Source organism: Streptomyces sp. NPDC045955 (assembly GCF_056430805.1).
The window spans coordinates 52,912-67,211 of the sequence record NZ_JBWKKY010000018.1 but is presented as its reverse complement, the minus strand read 5'-3'; the positions used below and the strand labels follow the sequence as shown (position 1 = coordinate 67,211).

Genomic DNA, 14,300 nt, shown 5'->3' with positions numbered 1-14,300 from the left:
ACGCGGTCCGCGGGGGCTTCATGACAAGTCGTTCACCACAACCGCCGCCCCGTCGAACCGCCCGGCCTTGAGATCCGAGAGCGCCGCCACGGCCCGCGACAGCGGGTACGGATGGGTGGTCGCGCGCACGCCGTACCTCGCCGCGAGGGTCAGGAACTCGCGGCCGTCCTCACGCGTGTTGGAGGTGACGCTGCGCACCTGCTTCTCGTAGAAGAGCTCGGTCTCGTAGTGCAGCGGAGGCGTGTCGCTGAGGTGGATGCCGGCGACGGCCAGGACGCCGCCGCGGTCCAGGGCGCGAAGGGCGACCGGGACCAACTCGCCGGCAGGGGCGAAGAGGATCGCGCTGTCCAGCGGCTCCGGGGGCCGCGCGTACGCGTCCTGCGCGGAGGCCGCGCCCAGCTCCAGCGCCAGCCGCCGGGCGCCCGCACCGCGCGTCATGACGTGCACGGTGGCGCCCTCGGCGAGCGCCACCTGCGCGCACAGGTGGGCGCTGCCCCCGAAGCCGTACAGGCCGAGCCGTCCCCCGGGCGGCAGCCCGGCCCGCCGCAGCGCCCGGTGGCCGATGATGCCCGCGCACAGCAGGGGAGCCAGGGCCACGTCCGGCACGCCGTCCGGCAGCCGGTAGGCGAACGCCGCCGGCACCGTCGTGTACTGCGCGTAGCCGCCGTCGGCGTGCCAGCCCGTGTACGCGGAGCGGGGGCACAGGTTCTCCGCGCCGCGCGCGCAGTACGCGCAGTCGCCGTCGGTGCGGCGCAGCCAGGCCACACCGACCCGATCGCCCGGCGCGAAGCCGCGCACCGCCGCGCCCGCCCCGGCCACCACCCCGACGACCTCGTGACCGGGCGTGACGCCCACCCGGCGCACGGGCAGGTCGCCCTCCACGACGTGCAGGTCGGTGCGGCACACCCCGCAGGCGCGCACCCGTACCAGCAGCTCGTCGTCCGCGGGCACCGGAACCGGCTTCTCGACCAGCCGCAGTGCCCCGTCCTCGACCGGGCCCGGCCGTACCACCGACCACGCGAGCATCGTCCCGTCCGTCATGCCGCCGCTCCCCGTCCTGCCGAAGGTCCACGCCCAGTCTGTGACGGAACCGCCCGTTCGGCGCGCGGGTCGGTGCACGGGTGACTAGCGTGAGGAAACGGACTATCCACCCATTGGGAAGGGTCGCAGCCATGGCCGTGCAACCTGAAGGAACCCCGTGCTGGGCCGACGCGATGTTCAGCGACCTCGAAGGGGCCAAGAGCTTCTACGGAGACGTCCTCGGCTGGACCTTCGCCGAGGCGTCGGCGGAGTTCGGCAACTACACCGAGGCCTACGCGAACGGCAAGGCGGTCGCCGCCGTCGTTGCGCCCATGCCCGGCCAGGAGGGCCTGTCGCAGTGGTGCCTGTACTTCGCGGCCCGGGACGCCGCCGCCACCGCCGCCCGGATCCGTGACCACGGCGGCGAGGTGCTGATGGAGCCGATGCAGGTCGGCGACTTCGGCACGATGTGCCTGGCCCGCGACCCCGGCGGTGTCGTCTTCGGCGTCTGGCAGGCGGGCACGCACGAGGGCTTCGCCACGATGGCCGAGCCGGGTGCCTACACCTGGGCGGAGGTCTTCACCCGCGAGCCCGAGAAGTCCGACGCGTTCTTCCCCGCCGTCTTCTCCTACAAGCAGAAGGACATGGAGGACGGGGGGATGGACTTCCGGGTCTACGACCTGGGCGACCGCAGCGTGCTGGGCCGGATGAAGATGACGGACGACTTCCCGCCCGAGGTGCAGCCCTACATCAACGTCTACTTCGCCGTCGAGGACTGCGACGACGCCGTGGCGAAGGCCACCAAGCTGGGCGGCGTCCTGCGGTTCGGGCCCATGGACACCCCGTTCGGCCGGTTCGCCGCCCTCAGCGATCCGCAGGGCGCCAAATTCTCGGTCATCGACATCAGCAGGACCGAGGGCGACCTGCCGAAGATGACCGACGTGAGCTGAGACCTCCGGCCGGACAGTCCGTGCGGCCATGGCATGATCGAGCCCATGCCTGAACGTGTTGTGGCCGCGTGTGACGGGGCTTCGAAGGGAAATCCCGGGCCCGCGGGCTGGGCCTGGGTCGTCGCCGACGCTTCCGAGAGCCCGGTGCGCTGGGAGGCCGGGCCGCTCGGCAGGGCCACCAACAACGTCGCGGAACTCACCGCGCTGGAGCGCCTGCTGGCGGCGACCGACCCGGACGTGCCGCTCGAGATCCGGATGGACTCGCAGTACGCGATGAAGGCCGTCACCACCTGGCTGCCCGGCTGGAAGCGCAACGGCTGGAAGACGTCCGGCGGAAAGCCGGTCGCCAACCAGGACCTCGTCGTGCGCATCGACGAGCTTCTGGACGGCCGCTCGGTCGAGTTCCGCTACGTGCCGGCCCACCAGGTCGACGGCGACCGGCTCAACGACTTCGCCGACCGCGCCGCCAGCCAGGCCGCCACCGTCCAGGAGCCCGCGGGCAGCGGCCTCGGCTCCCCCGAGCCGCCGCCCGCCCCGGACACCCCGGCCAAGGCTCCGCGGTCCCGCTCGCGAGGCGGCGCGGCGCGCACGGGCAAGGCGTCCGCCGCGAAGGGCTCCTCGCGCACGATCAAGGCGAAGTTCCCCGGCCGCTGCCAGTGCGGCCGTTCCTACGCGGCCGGCGAGTCCATCGCCAAGAACGACAGCGGCTGGGGCCACCCGGAGTGCCGCGCGGGAGCGACCGTCTGATCACGCGTCGAACGTGTAGTGCGCCGTGTGGTCCAGCAGATCCGCCGGGCTCGTGTCGTGCCACGGCCGCATCGTCTCGCGCAGGTCGATCACGTTCGGCGTGCCCGCGGCCGGCAGATAGCCGGAGCCGGGGTGCCGCCGCTGCCACTCGGCCCACAGCTTGTCGATGTACGCGTGGTGCAGCCAGAACACCGGATCGTTGGGGGAGACCCCGGTGGCCATCTGCCCGCCGACCCAGACGTGGACCCGGTTGTGCAGATTGACGCCCCGCCACCCTTCGAGGTGATTGCGGAAACCGTCCGAGGCGCTGTTCCAGGGCGCCATGTCGTACGTGGGTATGGACAGTACCGACTCGACCTCGGCCGGCGTCGGCAACTGGCGTCCCCCGGCGCCGAGGGAGCGCCGCAGGAACGTCCGGCCGTCGACCCGCACGTTGATCGGCCAGTTCCCCGACGACGCGGAGAACGGCCCGTCCGTCACCCGGCCGTCCCGCTCGCGCCCGGTGCCGCCGAGGAAGTCGGGTGCCCAGAGCGAGGCGCGCGGCGAGCGGTCGACGCTCCAGTCCCAGTACGGCAGGGCCACCGACGCGTCCACCGACTGCAGCGCCTGCTCGAACTCCAGGAGGAATCGCCGGTGCCAGGGCAGGAAGGACGGTGAGCGGTGCCCCGTCCGCTCGCCGTCGTCGGTGTCGGAGACGATGAACGCGTTGTGCGTCGTGACGAACTCGTCGTAGCGGCCGCTGCGCTTCAACTCCAGGAGCGCGGCGACAAAACGCCGCTTCTCGTCGGCGGTCAGGGCGGACTGGTTCTTGCGGACGGTCATGTGCGGGTGCTCCAGATGCCTTGCGGGCGGGTCAGTTGGCGGGGAAGGGCAGCAGCGGCGCACCCTGGAGCTCGTCCACCGCGGCCCGGGCGGCGGCGCGCGGGGTGGGCACCGGGTCGTAGTGGCTGACGACGCTGATCCAGGAGCCGTCGGCGTTGCGCATCACGTGCAGTTCCACGCCGTCGATGAACACCGCGTATCCCGCGCCGTGCTGGTGGTGACCGGTTCCGGCGGCCGGCCGGCCCTGTATCCGGCGGCCCTTGTAGACCTCGTCGAAGGTCTCGTGGGAGTCGTGGTGCCCCGCGGCCGCGGCCGGGGTGCTCGCCGGCCCCGTCCACGTCACCGTGGTCGTGGCGACGACGGCCGCGGCGGTGAGCGCGCGGCGACGGCTGAGTTCCGGCATACGGACCTCCTGGGGTTCGTTCGGGTGATGACCCCGCATACCTATCGGCCCGTCCGGTACCGGGAGAAATCCAGGCGAGCCGGTTGGCTGCGATTCGGGCAATTCCCCTTATGTCGTGCAAGGTTGAATCAAGATGATCTTGCTGCGGGAGGCACCCGGGCGGGCGCGGAAGGGGAAGTTCCGCCCAAGAGGCGCGTTGTGACGGATGTTTCTCCCGGTGTGGCCGGTTGCCCGTGGTGCGCGTCACGCGGGGAAACTGACGCGATTCGGCGGTCGGGACGATGATGCTTGCCTTGCTGCTCTACGTCCCCTGCCTGTGACTCTCGGTAATAGTGAAGCGGCAGGGCCCCGAGTCGGCACGTGCCCCCGACCGCGACTCCGTCCGCCGGAGTGACGGCGACGCCGACCTGGTCGCGGCGTACCTCAGCCCTGGCGCCCCCGCACGCCTCACGCCGTAGCGCCCCGCGCACCTCACCCCGTGGAGCCCTGCCCGAACAGCCGGTCCAGGAAGGCGTTGCCGTACACGCGGTGCGGGTCCAGCCGGTCCAGCACCGCGTCCGCCTCCACCCACTCGGCCGTGCCGACCGCGGCCGGCACCACCGTGCCCAGCACCTCCTCGTCGCTCCACACGCCGTCGTCCGTGTACGCCCACCCCTTGGACCACTCCATCCGGGTCAGCGCGGACCCGCCGTCGTACGCGCGTATCAGGAACCGCTCGATCTCGCGCAGGAACGCCTCCGCGTCCGGCGTGCCCGGCAGCGTGAGGATGTCCAGCCACACGGCCGTGTCCCACTCGGGCCGGTCCTCGCGCGGCCGGAGCGCGGACAGCAGCGGCTGCCGGGCCCCGGCCACCCCGCAGTCGCCGGGGTCGTCCAGTCCGGTCACCCGGATCTCCACCGACCCGTTGACCGGGAAGCTGCCCCGGGCCGCGTACGCCGTCAGCCGCTCCCGGTAGAAGGTGGCGAACTCGGACACGACCCGCTGCACCTGGTCCCTGGACGTGAGTACGGCGTAGCCGTTCGCCTGGACCCGCAGCGTGGTCGGCTTCAGGTACAGCAGGGTGTTCTTGGACGGTCCCCAGATGTCGCCGGAGAGGGTCGCCACCAGTCCGAGCGCGGCCGCGTCGTACTGCGCGGTGCCGAGCAGCGGCGCCAGGTACCAGGCCGCCTCCGAGGTCATCCGGCCGACCAGCTCCGCCACCGGGGCCGGGACGTTGTCGGAGAACGGGTAGTTGTACGGCCGCGTCACGTGCCGTGAGGTCAGCGGCCGGGTGGGGGAGACGCTCCACACCTTCAGCCAGGGGTGCTCGGTGAAGGCGAACCAGATCGCCTCCACCCGGCCCGCATCCTCCAGGAAGCCCGCGAACGTGCGGCGCCCGTCCCCGGAGCCGGGCGCGGCGAACAACTCGCCGGCCGGGATGTCCGTACGGCTCACGCAGCGCAGGTCGGTGTTGGCGCCCACCCGCAGCACCACCTCGGTCACCAGGGACCGCCCGAGATGGGTCAGCAGCGCGGCGCAGTCCGCCTCGTCACGGTGGAAGGTGCGCAGCGCGTAGGCGCCGGTCCGGGAGTCCCACACCACGGCCGTCAGGGACACGATCAGATTGCTCAGCGAGCCGTACGTGTGCCCGGGCGGACGCTGCTCGCCCCGGGCGGGAACGGCGGTGCCGTGCGCGTCGATCGCCAGGGCACCGCCCAGGGTGAGAACCCCGGGAGCGGGCGTCGCCGTGACCCCGAGGCCGTGCTCCTCCAGGAAGGTGAGCAGGGCCTCCATGGTCACGCCGGTGCCCGCGCGTACGGCGGTCGGCGAGTCCAGGGCGAGGCCGGTCAGGTGGGGCGCGGTGTCGACCAGGAGGACGGGCGCACCGGACGGGGTCCCCTCCGTCACCGTCAGAGGCGACCAGCCGTGCGAGGCACCCCGGGCGCGCACCCGCCACCCGTGCCGCCAGGCCCAGTTGACGACGTCGACCACCTGGCCGGGGCTCCCCGGCGCGCAGGCCCACAGGCCGTCGGCGGTGATCTCGCCGACCCAGTTCCGGTACGCCGAGCGGTACAGCGCGACGTCCGCCGGAAAGTCCGGCACCTCCGCCGCGGCGACGGCCGGATCCGCCGGCAGGCCCGGCACGGCGGCCAGCGCCGCCGCGGTGAGGAGGAAGCTCCGGCGCGACCAACGCGCCTCGTCCGGCGGAAAGTTGTTCACTGCACCAGTTGTCACGTCGAGTCACGCTAGGGGCCCGTTGACACGTGACATATCCCTGTCGACTCTATTCACTCGTGTGAGTGAATTGGGCGGGGTCGGGGTCCGGAGCCGGATGTTCCGCGCGCGGCCGTGACGGATGACAGACTGACGCCATGGACGAGCGCACATTCGACAGGTCGGGTCAGCACGCCTCCGTCGTCGGTCTCGGGACGTGGCAGCTGGGGGCCGACTGGGGAGACGTCGACGACAAGGAAGCCCTCGCGGTGCTGGAGGCGGCGGCCGAGGCCGGGGTGACCTTCTTCGACACCGCCGACGTGTACGGCGACGGCCGCAGCGAGCAGACCATCGCCGCGTTCCTGAGCGGCAGGCCGGACCTGCACGTGATGGTCGCCACCAAGATGGGCCGCCGGGTCGACCAGATCCCCGAGAACTACGTGCTCGACAACTTCCGCGTCTGGAACGACCGGTCCCGCCGCAATCTCGGCGTCGACCGTGTCGACCTGGTGCAGCTGCACTGCCCGCCGACGCCCGTCCACTCCACGGACGAGGTGTACGACGCCCTCGACACCCTGGTCGAGGAGGAGCGCATCGCCGCCTACGGCGTCAGCGTCGAGACCTGTGCGGAGGCACTGACCGCGATCGCCCGGCCGAACGTGGCGAGCGTGCAGATCATCCTCAACCCGTTCCGCATGAAGCCCCTGCGCGAGGTGCTCCCGGCCGCCCGCGAGGCGGGCGTCGGCATCATCGCCCGCGTCCCGCTGGCCTCCGGCCTGCTGTCGGGCAAGTACACCCGGGACACGGTCTTCCCGGAGAACGACCACCGCACCTACAACCGGCACGGCGAGTCCTTCGACGTGGGCGAGACCTTCTCCGGCGTCGACTACGCCACCGGCGTCGAGTCCGCCGCCGAGTTCGCCGCGCTCGCCCCCGAGGGGTACACCCCGGCCCAGCTGGCCCTGCGCTGGATCATCGACCAGCCCGGCGTCACCACCGTGATCCCCGGCGCCCGCTCACCCGAGCAGGCCCGCGCCAACGCGGCCGCCGCCCGCCTGCCGGAACTGCCCGGCGAGACGCTGACGGCGATCCGCGACCTCTACGACCGGCGGATCAAGGACCAGGTGGAATCCCGCTGGTGAGGCGCCCCCCTCAGGGCACCAGGAGCAGTTGCCTCTCCTGCTCCTGGTCGCCGGAGGCGGCGCCGTCGTCCCGGGCCGTGAAGGCCCGGGTGAGAGTGTCGCTCGCCCGCCGCACCGCCTCCGGGGCGCCCTGCACGGTGACGGTCACGGGGGCGGACAGGCGCGCGGCCCCCGCCCCGGCATCACCGGCGGGACTCGCGTCCCTGCCGCCGTCGAAGGTCGCCATGTGCACGGTCGCCTTCTCGTCGGCGGGCAGCTCGTCCGGCGCCCCGAACGTGCCTTGCAGGGCCCGGACGACCGCTCGTGCGTCGTCGGCGCCCCCGCCGCTGAGCGTGACGGTGAGCTGCGTACCGGACATGCGTCCACGACCTCCTCGGGCTGTGCGTCAGTCGCCGTCCGTGTAACCGTCCGCTGATCGCTCAAACCGCCGTGCGGGCCGGGACGACGGCCGCTTACGGGGAACCCGCTTGAGACAAGCACCCACGTCTCACACCGGGGAGTCACAGTGGCGGACACGTCAGACGGCGCGCCCAGGCGCCGGGGGCGCAACGAGACGGAGGAGGAGAGAGCGGACCGGATGTGGCAGGAGCTCATCCAGGAGGTCCGCGTGGCCCAGATGGGCGTGCAGATCCTGTTCGGCTTTCTGCTCACCGTCGTGTTCACCGACAAGTACGACGACCTGACCGACACGGACCAGCTGATCTACCTCGTGACGGTCGTCCTCGGCGCCTGCGCGACCGGGGCGCTCATCGGGCCGGTCTCCCTCCACCGTCTCGTCTCCGGGCGGCGCGTCAAGCCCCAGGCGGTGCGGCTGGCCTCCCGGCTGACCCTGCTGGGTCTCGTGCTGCTGCTCGCGACGACGACCGCCTCACTGCTGCTGATCCTGCGCGTGGCGACGCACGACGGCTTCGTGCCCTACCTCGTCGCAGGCGTGGTCGGCTGGTACCTGCTGTGCTGGTTCGCCCTGCCTCTGTGGACCAGGCGCCGCCACACGTCGAAGTGACGAACCTCCGGCGGCGTCCGCCCGACGGCGGGCGCCGCCGCAGGTTCGTCTGCGGGAAACGCCCCGGATCAGCCCCCCGCGATGACGTCGGCCAGGAAGTCGTCGACGCGGACCTCCTCGCGGCCCGGCGGGACCATCTCGTGGGTCTCCCGCAGGAACGCCGCGAACGCCGGGGCCCACGCGAACACCACCGCGTGGTGCCGGCCGCCGTCGGGGCGGGCGTCTCCGAGGAACTCCAGGCGCAGCTCCTGCCACATGCCGTGCGACTCGGGGCGCATCCGCACGTCCCCCACCCCGACCGGGCGCCGCAGCCCCTCGGCGAGCATCTCGCGGTCGAGCTGCCAGCGGGCGAGGACACGACCGTCGTGGCTGAAGACGACGGTGACGGCGAACGGGTCCGCGGCGTCGTAGCTCAGGTGGGCGAGCACGGAGAAACGGTCCGCGGCACCCGCCTGGAGCTGCACCACCAGCGTCTTGTGCACGAAGGAGTTCACGAGAGGGCCTCCGGGAAGAACCAACCGACGTAGAGCCCTCTAGTACCCCCCACACGCACAAGATGCTCAGCCCTCCGGGTGATTCCCGCGGGCACCGCGCAGCGACTCGATGCACACGGCCACGGCCCGCTGGAGCTCCTCCAGGCGCTCGACCATGTCGTCCTCGTAGAACTCCCCGGCGTCGTCGAAGGTCAGCTCCTCGAACACCTTGGTCGCCTTCTGCAGGCTGCTGTAGAACTTCGTGCGCCGCTCCCGCACCCGCAGTCCCGGGTCCGTCTCGACGGTCTCGACGACGAGGGACTTCATGGTGTCGTACGCCTCGGCGGCCCACTCGCCGGCGTCCTCGCCCTCGTCCAGCTCGTCGATGAGCGACAGGTGCCGCTCGGCCTCCTGACGGAGATCGGCCGGCGCGTCCACGGTCTGCCCAGCGGGTGTCTTGATCTGCCCCGACTCGGCGATCTGACGCACGTATCCGATCCGGTCGGCCGCCCTGCTCTCGCCGGCGACGGCCTTCTTCAGCTCGTCGGTGCGCACGACGTCACGGGCCAGCTCCGACTGCAGTTCGGGGTCCTCCCGGACCCGGTCCAGCAGGGCCTGGCGGGCCGCGCGGGCGGTGGCGGGGTCGGCGAGGATCGCGGCGCGCAGAGCGGTGGGGTTCTCCGCGACCTCCAGCGCCTTCGTGGGCCGGATGCCCTCGGCTTCGGCGGCCTCGGCGATGGCGGTGCCGCGCTCGGAGGTGGCGCCGGAACGGGAGACGTAGTAGCTCAGCCACACGTCGGCGTCCGGCAGTTCCACCTCCTGACCCGGCGTCAGCGCCTCGAAGTGCGGGACCAGCCCGTCGTCGGCCGCCCGGTCCCACGCCTTGTAGTAGCGCATGACCCGCTCCGGGGAGCACCCGGCGAGCTTCGCGAACTCCTTCGCCGACACCTTCGGCGTCTCGTCCGGGCCCTGCCCGCCGGGCCGCACGCTGCGCGCCACCTTCAGCCCGAAGGCCCACCCTCCGGTCCGGGCGTACGCCCCGAACTCCCGCGCGTCCTGCGCGATCGGCTCGCAGACGGGCGCCGGGGAGGTTTCGGGCGGGGTGATCGCAAGGGTCACGGACGACTCTCCTGAATAGGCTGGCCGGTTGAGTACGTGCAGGTCGGCAGCCTATATGTGCCCGCGGCCCGGGCGGGTCGGCCCGGAAGGGGGCCTCAGCCGAACGCGTCGCGCAGGGCCGGGAGCAGGGTCTTCTCCGACCAGTCCAGATACGCCGGCTGCGACTCGCCGCCGATCTGGACCAGGGCGATCTCGGTGAAACCGGCCTCGGCGTACGGGCGCACGGCCTCGACGAACGCGTCCGGGTCGTCACCGCACGGGATCGAGTCGGCGACGTCGTCGGGCGTGACGAACTGGGTCGCCGCCTCGAAGGAATCCGGGTGCGGCAGCTCCGAGTTGACCTTCCAGCCACTTCCGAACCAGCGGAACTGGGAGTGTGCCCGCTTGATCGCCGTGTCCCGGTCGGGGTCGTAGCAGACCGGCAGCTGGCCCACGCGGGGCTTGCCCTCGCCGCCGTGCCGGTCGAACGCCTCCAGCAGCCCCGCCTTGGGCTCCGTGGCGATCACCAGATCAGCCAGCCGGCCCGCGAGTTCGCACGACTGCTCCCCGGAGACGGCGATGCCGATGGGCGGCGCCTCGTCCGGCAGGTCCCACAGCCGGGCCGACTCCACGTCGAAGTGCGTGCCGCGATGGTTGACGTGACCGCCCTTGAAGAGGGCGCGGATGATCTCCACGGCCTCCTCGAACATCTCGTGCCGTACGTCGACGGACGGCCAGCCGCCGCCCACCACGTGCTCGTTGAGGTTCTCGCCGGAGCCGAGCCCCAGCCGGAATCGGCCCTCGGACAGCAACTGGACCGTCGCCGCCTTCTGCGCCACCACCGCCGGGTGGTAGCGGAACGTCGGGCACGTCACGTACGTCATCAGCGGGATACGTGACGTGGCCTGGGCGGCCGCGCCGAGCACCGCCCACGCGTAGGGCGAGTGACCCTGCGAGCGCAGCCACGGGAAGTAGTGGTCGGAGGTCACCGAGAAGTCGAAGCCCGCCTCCTCGGCACGCACCACGTGGTCGACGAGCTCTCGGGGACCGGCCTGCTCGGTCATCATCGTGTATCCGATTTGCACCATAACCGCCGGGTCCCCTGACAACCGGCGTGAAAACTGCTCGATCAAGGTCCGCCGGCGGGGCAGGATGCCCCCATGAGCGCCTCCTCTCTGCCTGCGGACAGCCCCGCCGCCCAGGGCGTCGACGCGTCCGGTGTCCACGCCTTCCTCGACGCCCTCGAAGCGGACCCGGAGCTCGAGCCGCACAGCCTGATGATCATGCGGCACGGCCGGCTGGTCGCCTCCGGCTGGTGGGCGCCGTACACCCCCGACCGCCCCCACCTGCTGTACTCCCTCAGCAAGAGTTTCACCGGGACCGCCGCCGCCCTGGCCGAGGCCGAGGGGCTGCTGGACTTCGACGCGCCGGTGATCTCCTACTTCCCGGAGCTGGACGCCGATATCACCGACCCGCGCAGCCGGGCCATGCTCGTCCGGCATGTTGCGTCCATGTCGAGCGGCCACGAGCGGGAGACCGTCGACGAGGTCTTCAGACTGGACAGGGAGGAGCCCGTGCGCGGGTTCCTGCTGCTGCCGCCGGACCGCGACCCCGGCACCGTCTTCGCCTACAACCAGCCCACCACCTACACCCTCGCCGCGATCGTCCAGCGGGTGACCGGGCAGTCGCTCACCGCCTATCTGCGCCCCCGGCTGCTCGATCCGCTCGGCATCGGCGAGGTGTTCTGGCAGCGGGGCCGGACCGGCCGCGAGATCGGCTTCAGCGGTCTGCACGCCACCACCGACGCCATCGCCCGGCTCGGCGAGCTGTACCTGCGCGACGGGGTCTGGCAGGGCAAGCGGCTGCTGCCCGAAGGATGGGTGGCCCGGGCCACGCGCCCGCACATAGCCACCGCCGGAGCCATGGGGGACGAGGAGCGGCAGGACTGGGACCTGGGTTACGGATACCAGTTCTGGATCTCCCGGCACGGCTACCGTGGTGACGGCGCGTACGGCCAGTTCTGCCTCGTGCTGCCCGAGCAGGACGCGGTGATCGCCATGACCGCGGCGACCGAACGGATGCAGGACGTCCTGAACCTGGTCTGGCGGCACCTGCTGCCCGCCTTCGGCCCCGAGCCGCTGCCCGGCCGCGTGAGCGCCGACGAGGCCCTGCGGGAGCGCCTGGCCGGGCTCGCGCTGCCGCCCGCCCCGGGCAGGCCGGCACCGCCGGAACGGGCGGAGACCTGGGCGGCCGCGGGGTTCTCGTCCTCTTCCGAGAAGGACGGTCCCGCCCTGTCGGCCGGGCTCGTACCGGACGCGGACGGCTGGACGCTCCGGCTCACCGAGGGCGAGAACCGGCTGGACCTGCGGATCGGAGGGGAGAGCTGGACGGTGGCGGAGGAGCCGCTCCCGACCGCGGTGAGCGGCGGCTGGACGGACGCGGGCACACTGACCGTGGAGGCCGCGTTCCTGGAGACCCCGCACCGCCTGGCGTTGACCTGCACCCTCGCGGACCGCACGCTCACCGCGCGCTGGCGCACCGAGCCGCTCCGCCCCGGCCCGCTCACCTCCCTGCGCGCCCCGCGCGGCTCAGTCTGAGCCCGGCCGGAACGTCTTCAGGAAGGTCCGCAGCGCCTGCTGGTTCGCCTCGTCCTCCCACTCGGCGTCCGGGGTCGTCCAGCGCAGCGAGAAGCTGCGGCCCTCGCCCAGCAGGAAGCCCCGGCCGAAGGTGTGCACCCGCGTGCCGCCGACATCCGCCGTCCACTCCATGTCGGCGGCCGCGCGTCCCTGGTACGTCGTGGCGCGGATCTCGCCGATGCGCCGGTAGTCGCCGGACCGCTCCAGGTTGGGTTCGACTTCGTCCCGCCACACGGCCACGGGGTCCGGGCCCACGCGTTCGCTGTAGGTGACGGCCAGCGTGCGGTCGTCACCGTCGGCACCGAAGATCACTCGGTACCGCAGATCGCCCTGACGATCGGTGTCCAGCGGCTCCCAGCCCGCGGGGAGCGCGACGGAGAAGCCCTCCGGCGCGCGGTAGGTGTGGAAACCGGGCGGCAGGGCCGTGGCGGGGGCGGACGGCGTCGGCGTAGGAGTGGGTGTGGGCGTGGGGTCGGGGGACGACGCAGAGGGCGTGGGGGAGGGGGAGCCGGTCCGGCCGGGGGGCCCGGACGGTTCGCGGACGCTGCCGCCGGTGCCCTCGCCCGGCGGGGCGGCGGAGGCCGGTGGCCGGGCCGGGGACTCCGCCGCGTCACTGCCCGTGTCGCTGCCGGGCAGGCCCTGGGTCGCGGCGAGCACGGCGACCGCGACGGTGATCACGGCCAGGGTGGTCCCGGCCACCAGGGTCCGTCTGCTCCAGGCCGGGCCTCCCGGCCGCATCGCGGCGTACGCGCCGCGCAGCCGCGGCACGGGTACCGACCCCATGGCCGCCTCCGGGTCCTCGCTGAGCGCACGGGTCAGCGCCTCCCGGACCACCGGGCGGGTCAGCCGCTCCCGCGCGTCCTTGCGGAGCAGCCCCTGCACGACCTGCGTGAGCGGCCCGGCCCGCACCGGCGTGCGCAGCGGCAGCCGGTCCACGCCCTTCAGGGTGTTCTCCGGCCGGCCCCGGTCCCGGAAGGGCGGGCGGCCCTCGACCATCGTGTAGAGGATCGCGCCGAGCGCCCACAGATCGGCCGCGGGCCCGATGTGCTGGTCGCGGGCCTGTTCCGGGGAAGCGAACGCGGGTGCCGTGAGCCGGGGCGCGAGGGTCGCGCCGACCAGGCCGTAGCCGGTGACGACGACCGACTGGTCCTCGCGTACGAACACCTGGCCGGGACTGAGCTCGCCGTGTGTGACGCCCTCGGCGTGCGCGGCGTCCAGCACGTCGAGCAGCTCCAGGCCGATACGGGCGGCCCGCACGTAGTTGAACGTGCCCTGCTCCGACAGGAGTTCGCCGAGCGGGCTGCCGTCGATCCACTCGGTGACGGTCCACAGGGTGCCGGCCTCCTCGACGGCTTCGACCACCGTGGCGATCCGGCCGGGGCACAGCAGCGCCATGCGTTCGGACGTGCGCAGCAGGCGGCCGGCGGCCCGGCGTTCGGTCTCGTAGGCGTCGTCCGGAAGCCCGATCTGCGTGACGAGACACGGACGGGATACCTCACCGGCACCGAGGTCCTCGGCGTACCAGCAGATGCGGTTGGTCTCGCGCTGGATGATCTCGAGCAGCCGGTACCGGCCACCGACCAACTGGTGTGTGGAGACGTGCGCCCTGCCCATGGCCATCCCTCGCTGGAAACCTGGCTCTCACCTTTTCCAGAAGTACGGGGGATGAGCCGTGCCGCGTTCAACTGGATCGCAACTCCGCGTTCTTTCTTGTCTTTTATTCAAGAGAGGGGATCAAGTGTGCGAGAGAAAACGGTCTTTCGAGGGCTCAGGAGCGGCTCACCTCGGCCGCCCCGGTGCCGTCGAGGGTGGC

At 72.3% G+C, this 14,300-nt stretch carries 14 protein-coding genes; 5 read left to right on the top strand and 9 right to left on the bottom strand.

The genetic code is table 11. The annotated features are described in order from the left end of the window. Positions 1–18 precede the first annotated feature (18 nt). A complete protein-coding gene (locus tag AC07F0_RS30555) occupies positions 19–1,026 on the bottom strand; it encodes a zinc-binding alcohol dehydrogenase family protein (protein WP_478983315.1) in 1,008 nt (335 codons plus the stop codon). A gap of 146 nt (positions 1,027–1,172) precedes the next feature. Here AC07F0_RS30555 and AC07F0_RS30550 point away from each other — a divergent pair, with 146 nt between their 5' ends. Both AC07F0_RS30550 and AC07F0_RS30545 read left to right on the top strand, forming a co-directional pair. Beyond that, on the top strand, positions 1,173–1,970 hold the full coding sequence (locus AC07F0_RS30550) for a VOC family protein (RefSeq protein WP_478983247.1): 798 nt from the start codon (positions 1,173–1,175) through the stop codon (positions 1,968–1,970). A gap of 33 nt (positions 1,971–2,003) precedes the next feature. Continuing rightward, positions 2,004–2,717: a ribonuclease H family protein gene (locus AC07F0_RS30545; RefSeq protein ID WP_478983246.1), complete on the top strand. Its 714-nt coding sequence runs from the start codon at positions 2,004–2,006 to the stop codon at positions 2,715–2,717. On the opposite strand, the gene melC2 is transcribed toward AC07F0_RS30545, so the two are convergent. The 3 genes from melC2 to AC07F0_RS30530 form a co-directional block, all read right to left on the bottom strand. Further along, positions 2,718–3,539 carry a tyrosinase MelC2 gene (gene melC2 / locus AC07F0_RS30540; RefSeq protein ID WP_478983245.1) on the bottom strand — a complete coding sequence of 274 codons (822 nt, stop codon included), beginning with the start codon at positions 3,537–3,539 and terminating at the stop codon, positions 2,718–2,720. Positions 3,540–3,570: 31 nt separating this feature from the next. Further along, a complete protein-coding gene (gene melC1 / locus AC07F0_RS30535) occupies positions 3,571–3,942 on the bottom strand; it encodes an apotyrosinase chaperone MelC1 (RefSeq protein ID WP_478983244.1) in 372 nt (123 codons plus the stop codon). A gap of 471 nt (positions 3,943–4,413) precedes the next feature. Beyond that, positions 4,414–6,156 carry a cholesterol oxidase substrate-binding domain-containing protein gene (locus tag AC07F0_RS30530; protein WP_478983243.1) on the bottom strand — a complete coding sequence of 581 codons (1,743 nt, stop codon included), beginning with the start codon at positions 6,154–6,156 and terminating at the stop codon, positions 4,414–4,416. Positions 6,157–6,293: 137 nt separating this feature from the next. On the opposite strand from AC07F0_RS30530, the gene AC07F0_RS30525 reads away from it, so the two are divergent. Then, positions 6,294–7,277 carry an aldo/keto reductase gene (locus AC07F0_RS30525; RefSeq protein ID WP_478983242.1) on the top strand — a complete coding sequence of 328 codons (984 nt, stop codon included), beginning with the start codon at positions 6,294–6,296 and terminating at the stop codon, positions 7,275–7,277. A gap of 10 nt (positions 7,278–7,287) precedes the next feature. On the opposite strand, the gene AC07F0_RS30520 is transcribed toward AC07F0_RS30525, so the two are convergent. Further along, positions 7,288–7,635, bottom strand: a complete 348-nt coding sequence (locus AC07F0_RS30520) for a hypothetical protein (RefSeq protein WP_478983241.1) — start codon at positions 7,633–7,635, stop codon at positions 7,288–7,290. Between the two features lie 219 nt (positions 7,636–7,854). Between AC07F0_RS30520 and AC07F0_RS30515 the strand changes: the two genes are divergently transcribed. Beyond that, positions 7,855–8,280, top strand: a complete 426-nt coding sequence (locus AC07F0_RS30515; RefSeq protein WP_307180091.1) for a DUF6328 family protein — start codon at positions 7,855–7,857, stop codon at positions 8,278–8,280. A gap of 68 nt (positions 8,281–8,348) precedes the next feature. Here AC07F0_RS30515 and AC07F0_RS30510 read toward each other — a convergent pair whose 3' ends face one another. The 3 genes from AC07F0_RS30510 to AC07F0_RS30500 all read right to left on the bottom strand — a co-directional run bounded on the left by AC07F0_RS30510 (position 8,349) and on the right by AC07F0_RS30500 (position 10,939). After that, positions 8,349–8,774, bottom strand: a complete 426-nt coding sequence (locus AC07F0_RS30510) for an SsgA family sporulation/cell division regulator (protein WP_478983240.1) — start codon at positions 8,772–8,774, stop codon at positions 8,349–8,351. A 66-nt stretch (positions 8,775–8,840) separates the two neighbouring features. Further along, positions 8,841–9,872: a hypothetical protein gene (locus AC07F0_RS30505; protein WP_478983239.1), complete on the bottom strand. Its 1,032-nt coding sequence runs from the start codon at positions 9,870–9,872 to the stop codon at positions 8,841–8,843. A 95-nt stretch (positions 9,873–9,967) separates the two neighbouring features. Then, on the bottom strand, positions 9,968–10,939 hold the full coding sequence (locus tag AC07F0_RS30500; RefSeq protein WP_478983238.1) for an LLM class F420-dependent oxidoreductase: 972 nt from the start codon (positions 10,937–10,939) through the stop codon (positions 9,968–9,970). A 72-nt stretch (positions 10,940–11,011) separates the two neighbouring features. Between AC07F0_RS30500 and AC07F0_RS30495 the strand changes: the two genes are divergently transcribed. Beyond that, positions 11,012–12,448: a serine hydrolase domain-containing protein gene (locus AC07F0_RS30495; protein WP_478983237.1), complete on the top strand. Its 1,437-nt coding sequence runs from the start codon at positions 11,012–11,014 to the stop codon at positions 12,446–12,448. On the opposite strand, the gene AC07F0_RS30490 is transcribed toward AC07F0_RS30495, so the two are convergent. Beyond that, a complete protein-coding gene (locus AC07F0_RS30490; protein ID WP_478983236.1) occupies positions 12,440–14,101 on the bottom strand; it encodes a serine/threonine protein kinase in 1,662 nt (553 codons plus the stop codon). The genes AC07F0_RS30495 and AC07F0_RS30490 overlap by 9 nt on opposite strands. Positions 14,102–14,300 lie beyond the last annotated feature (199 nt).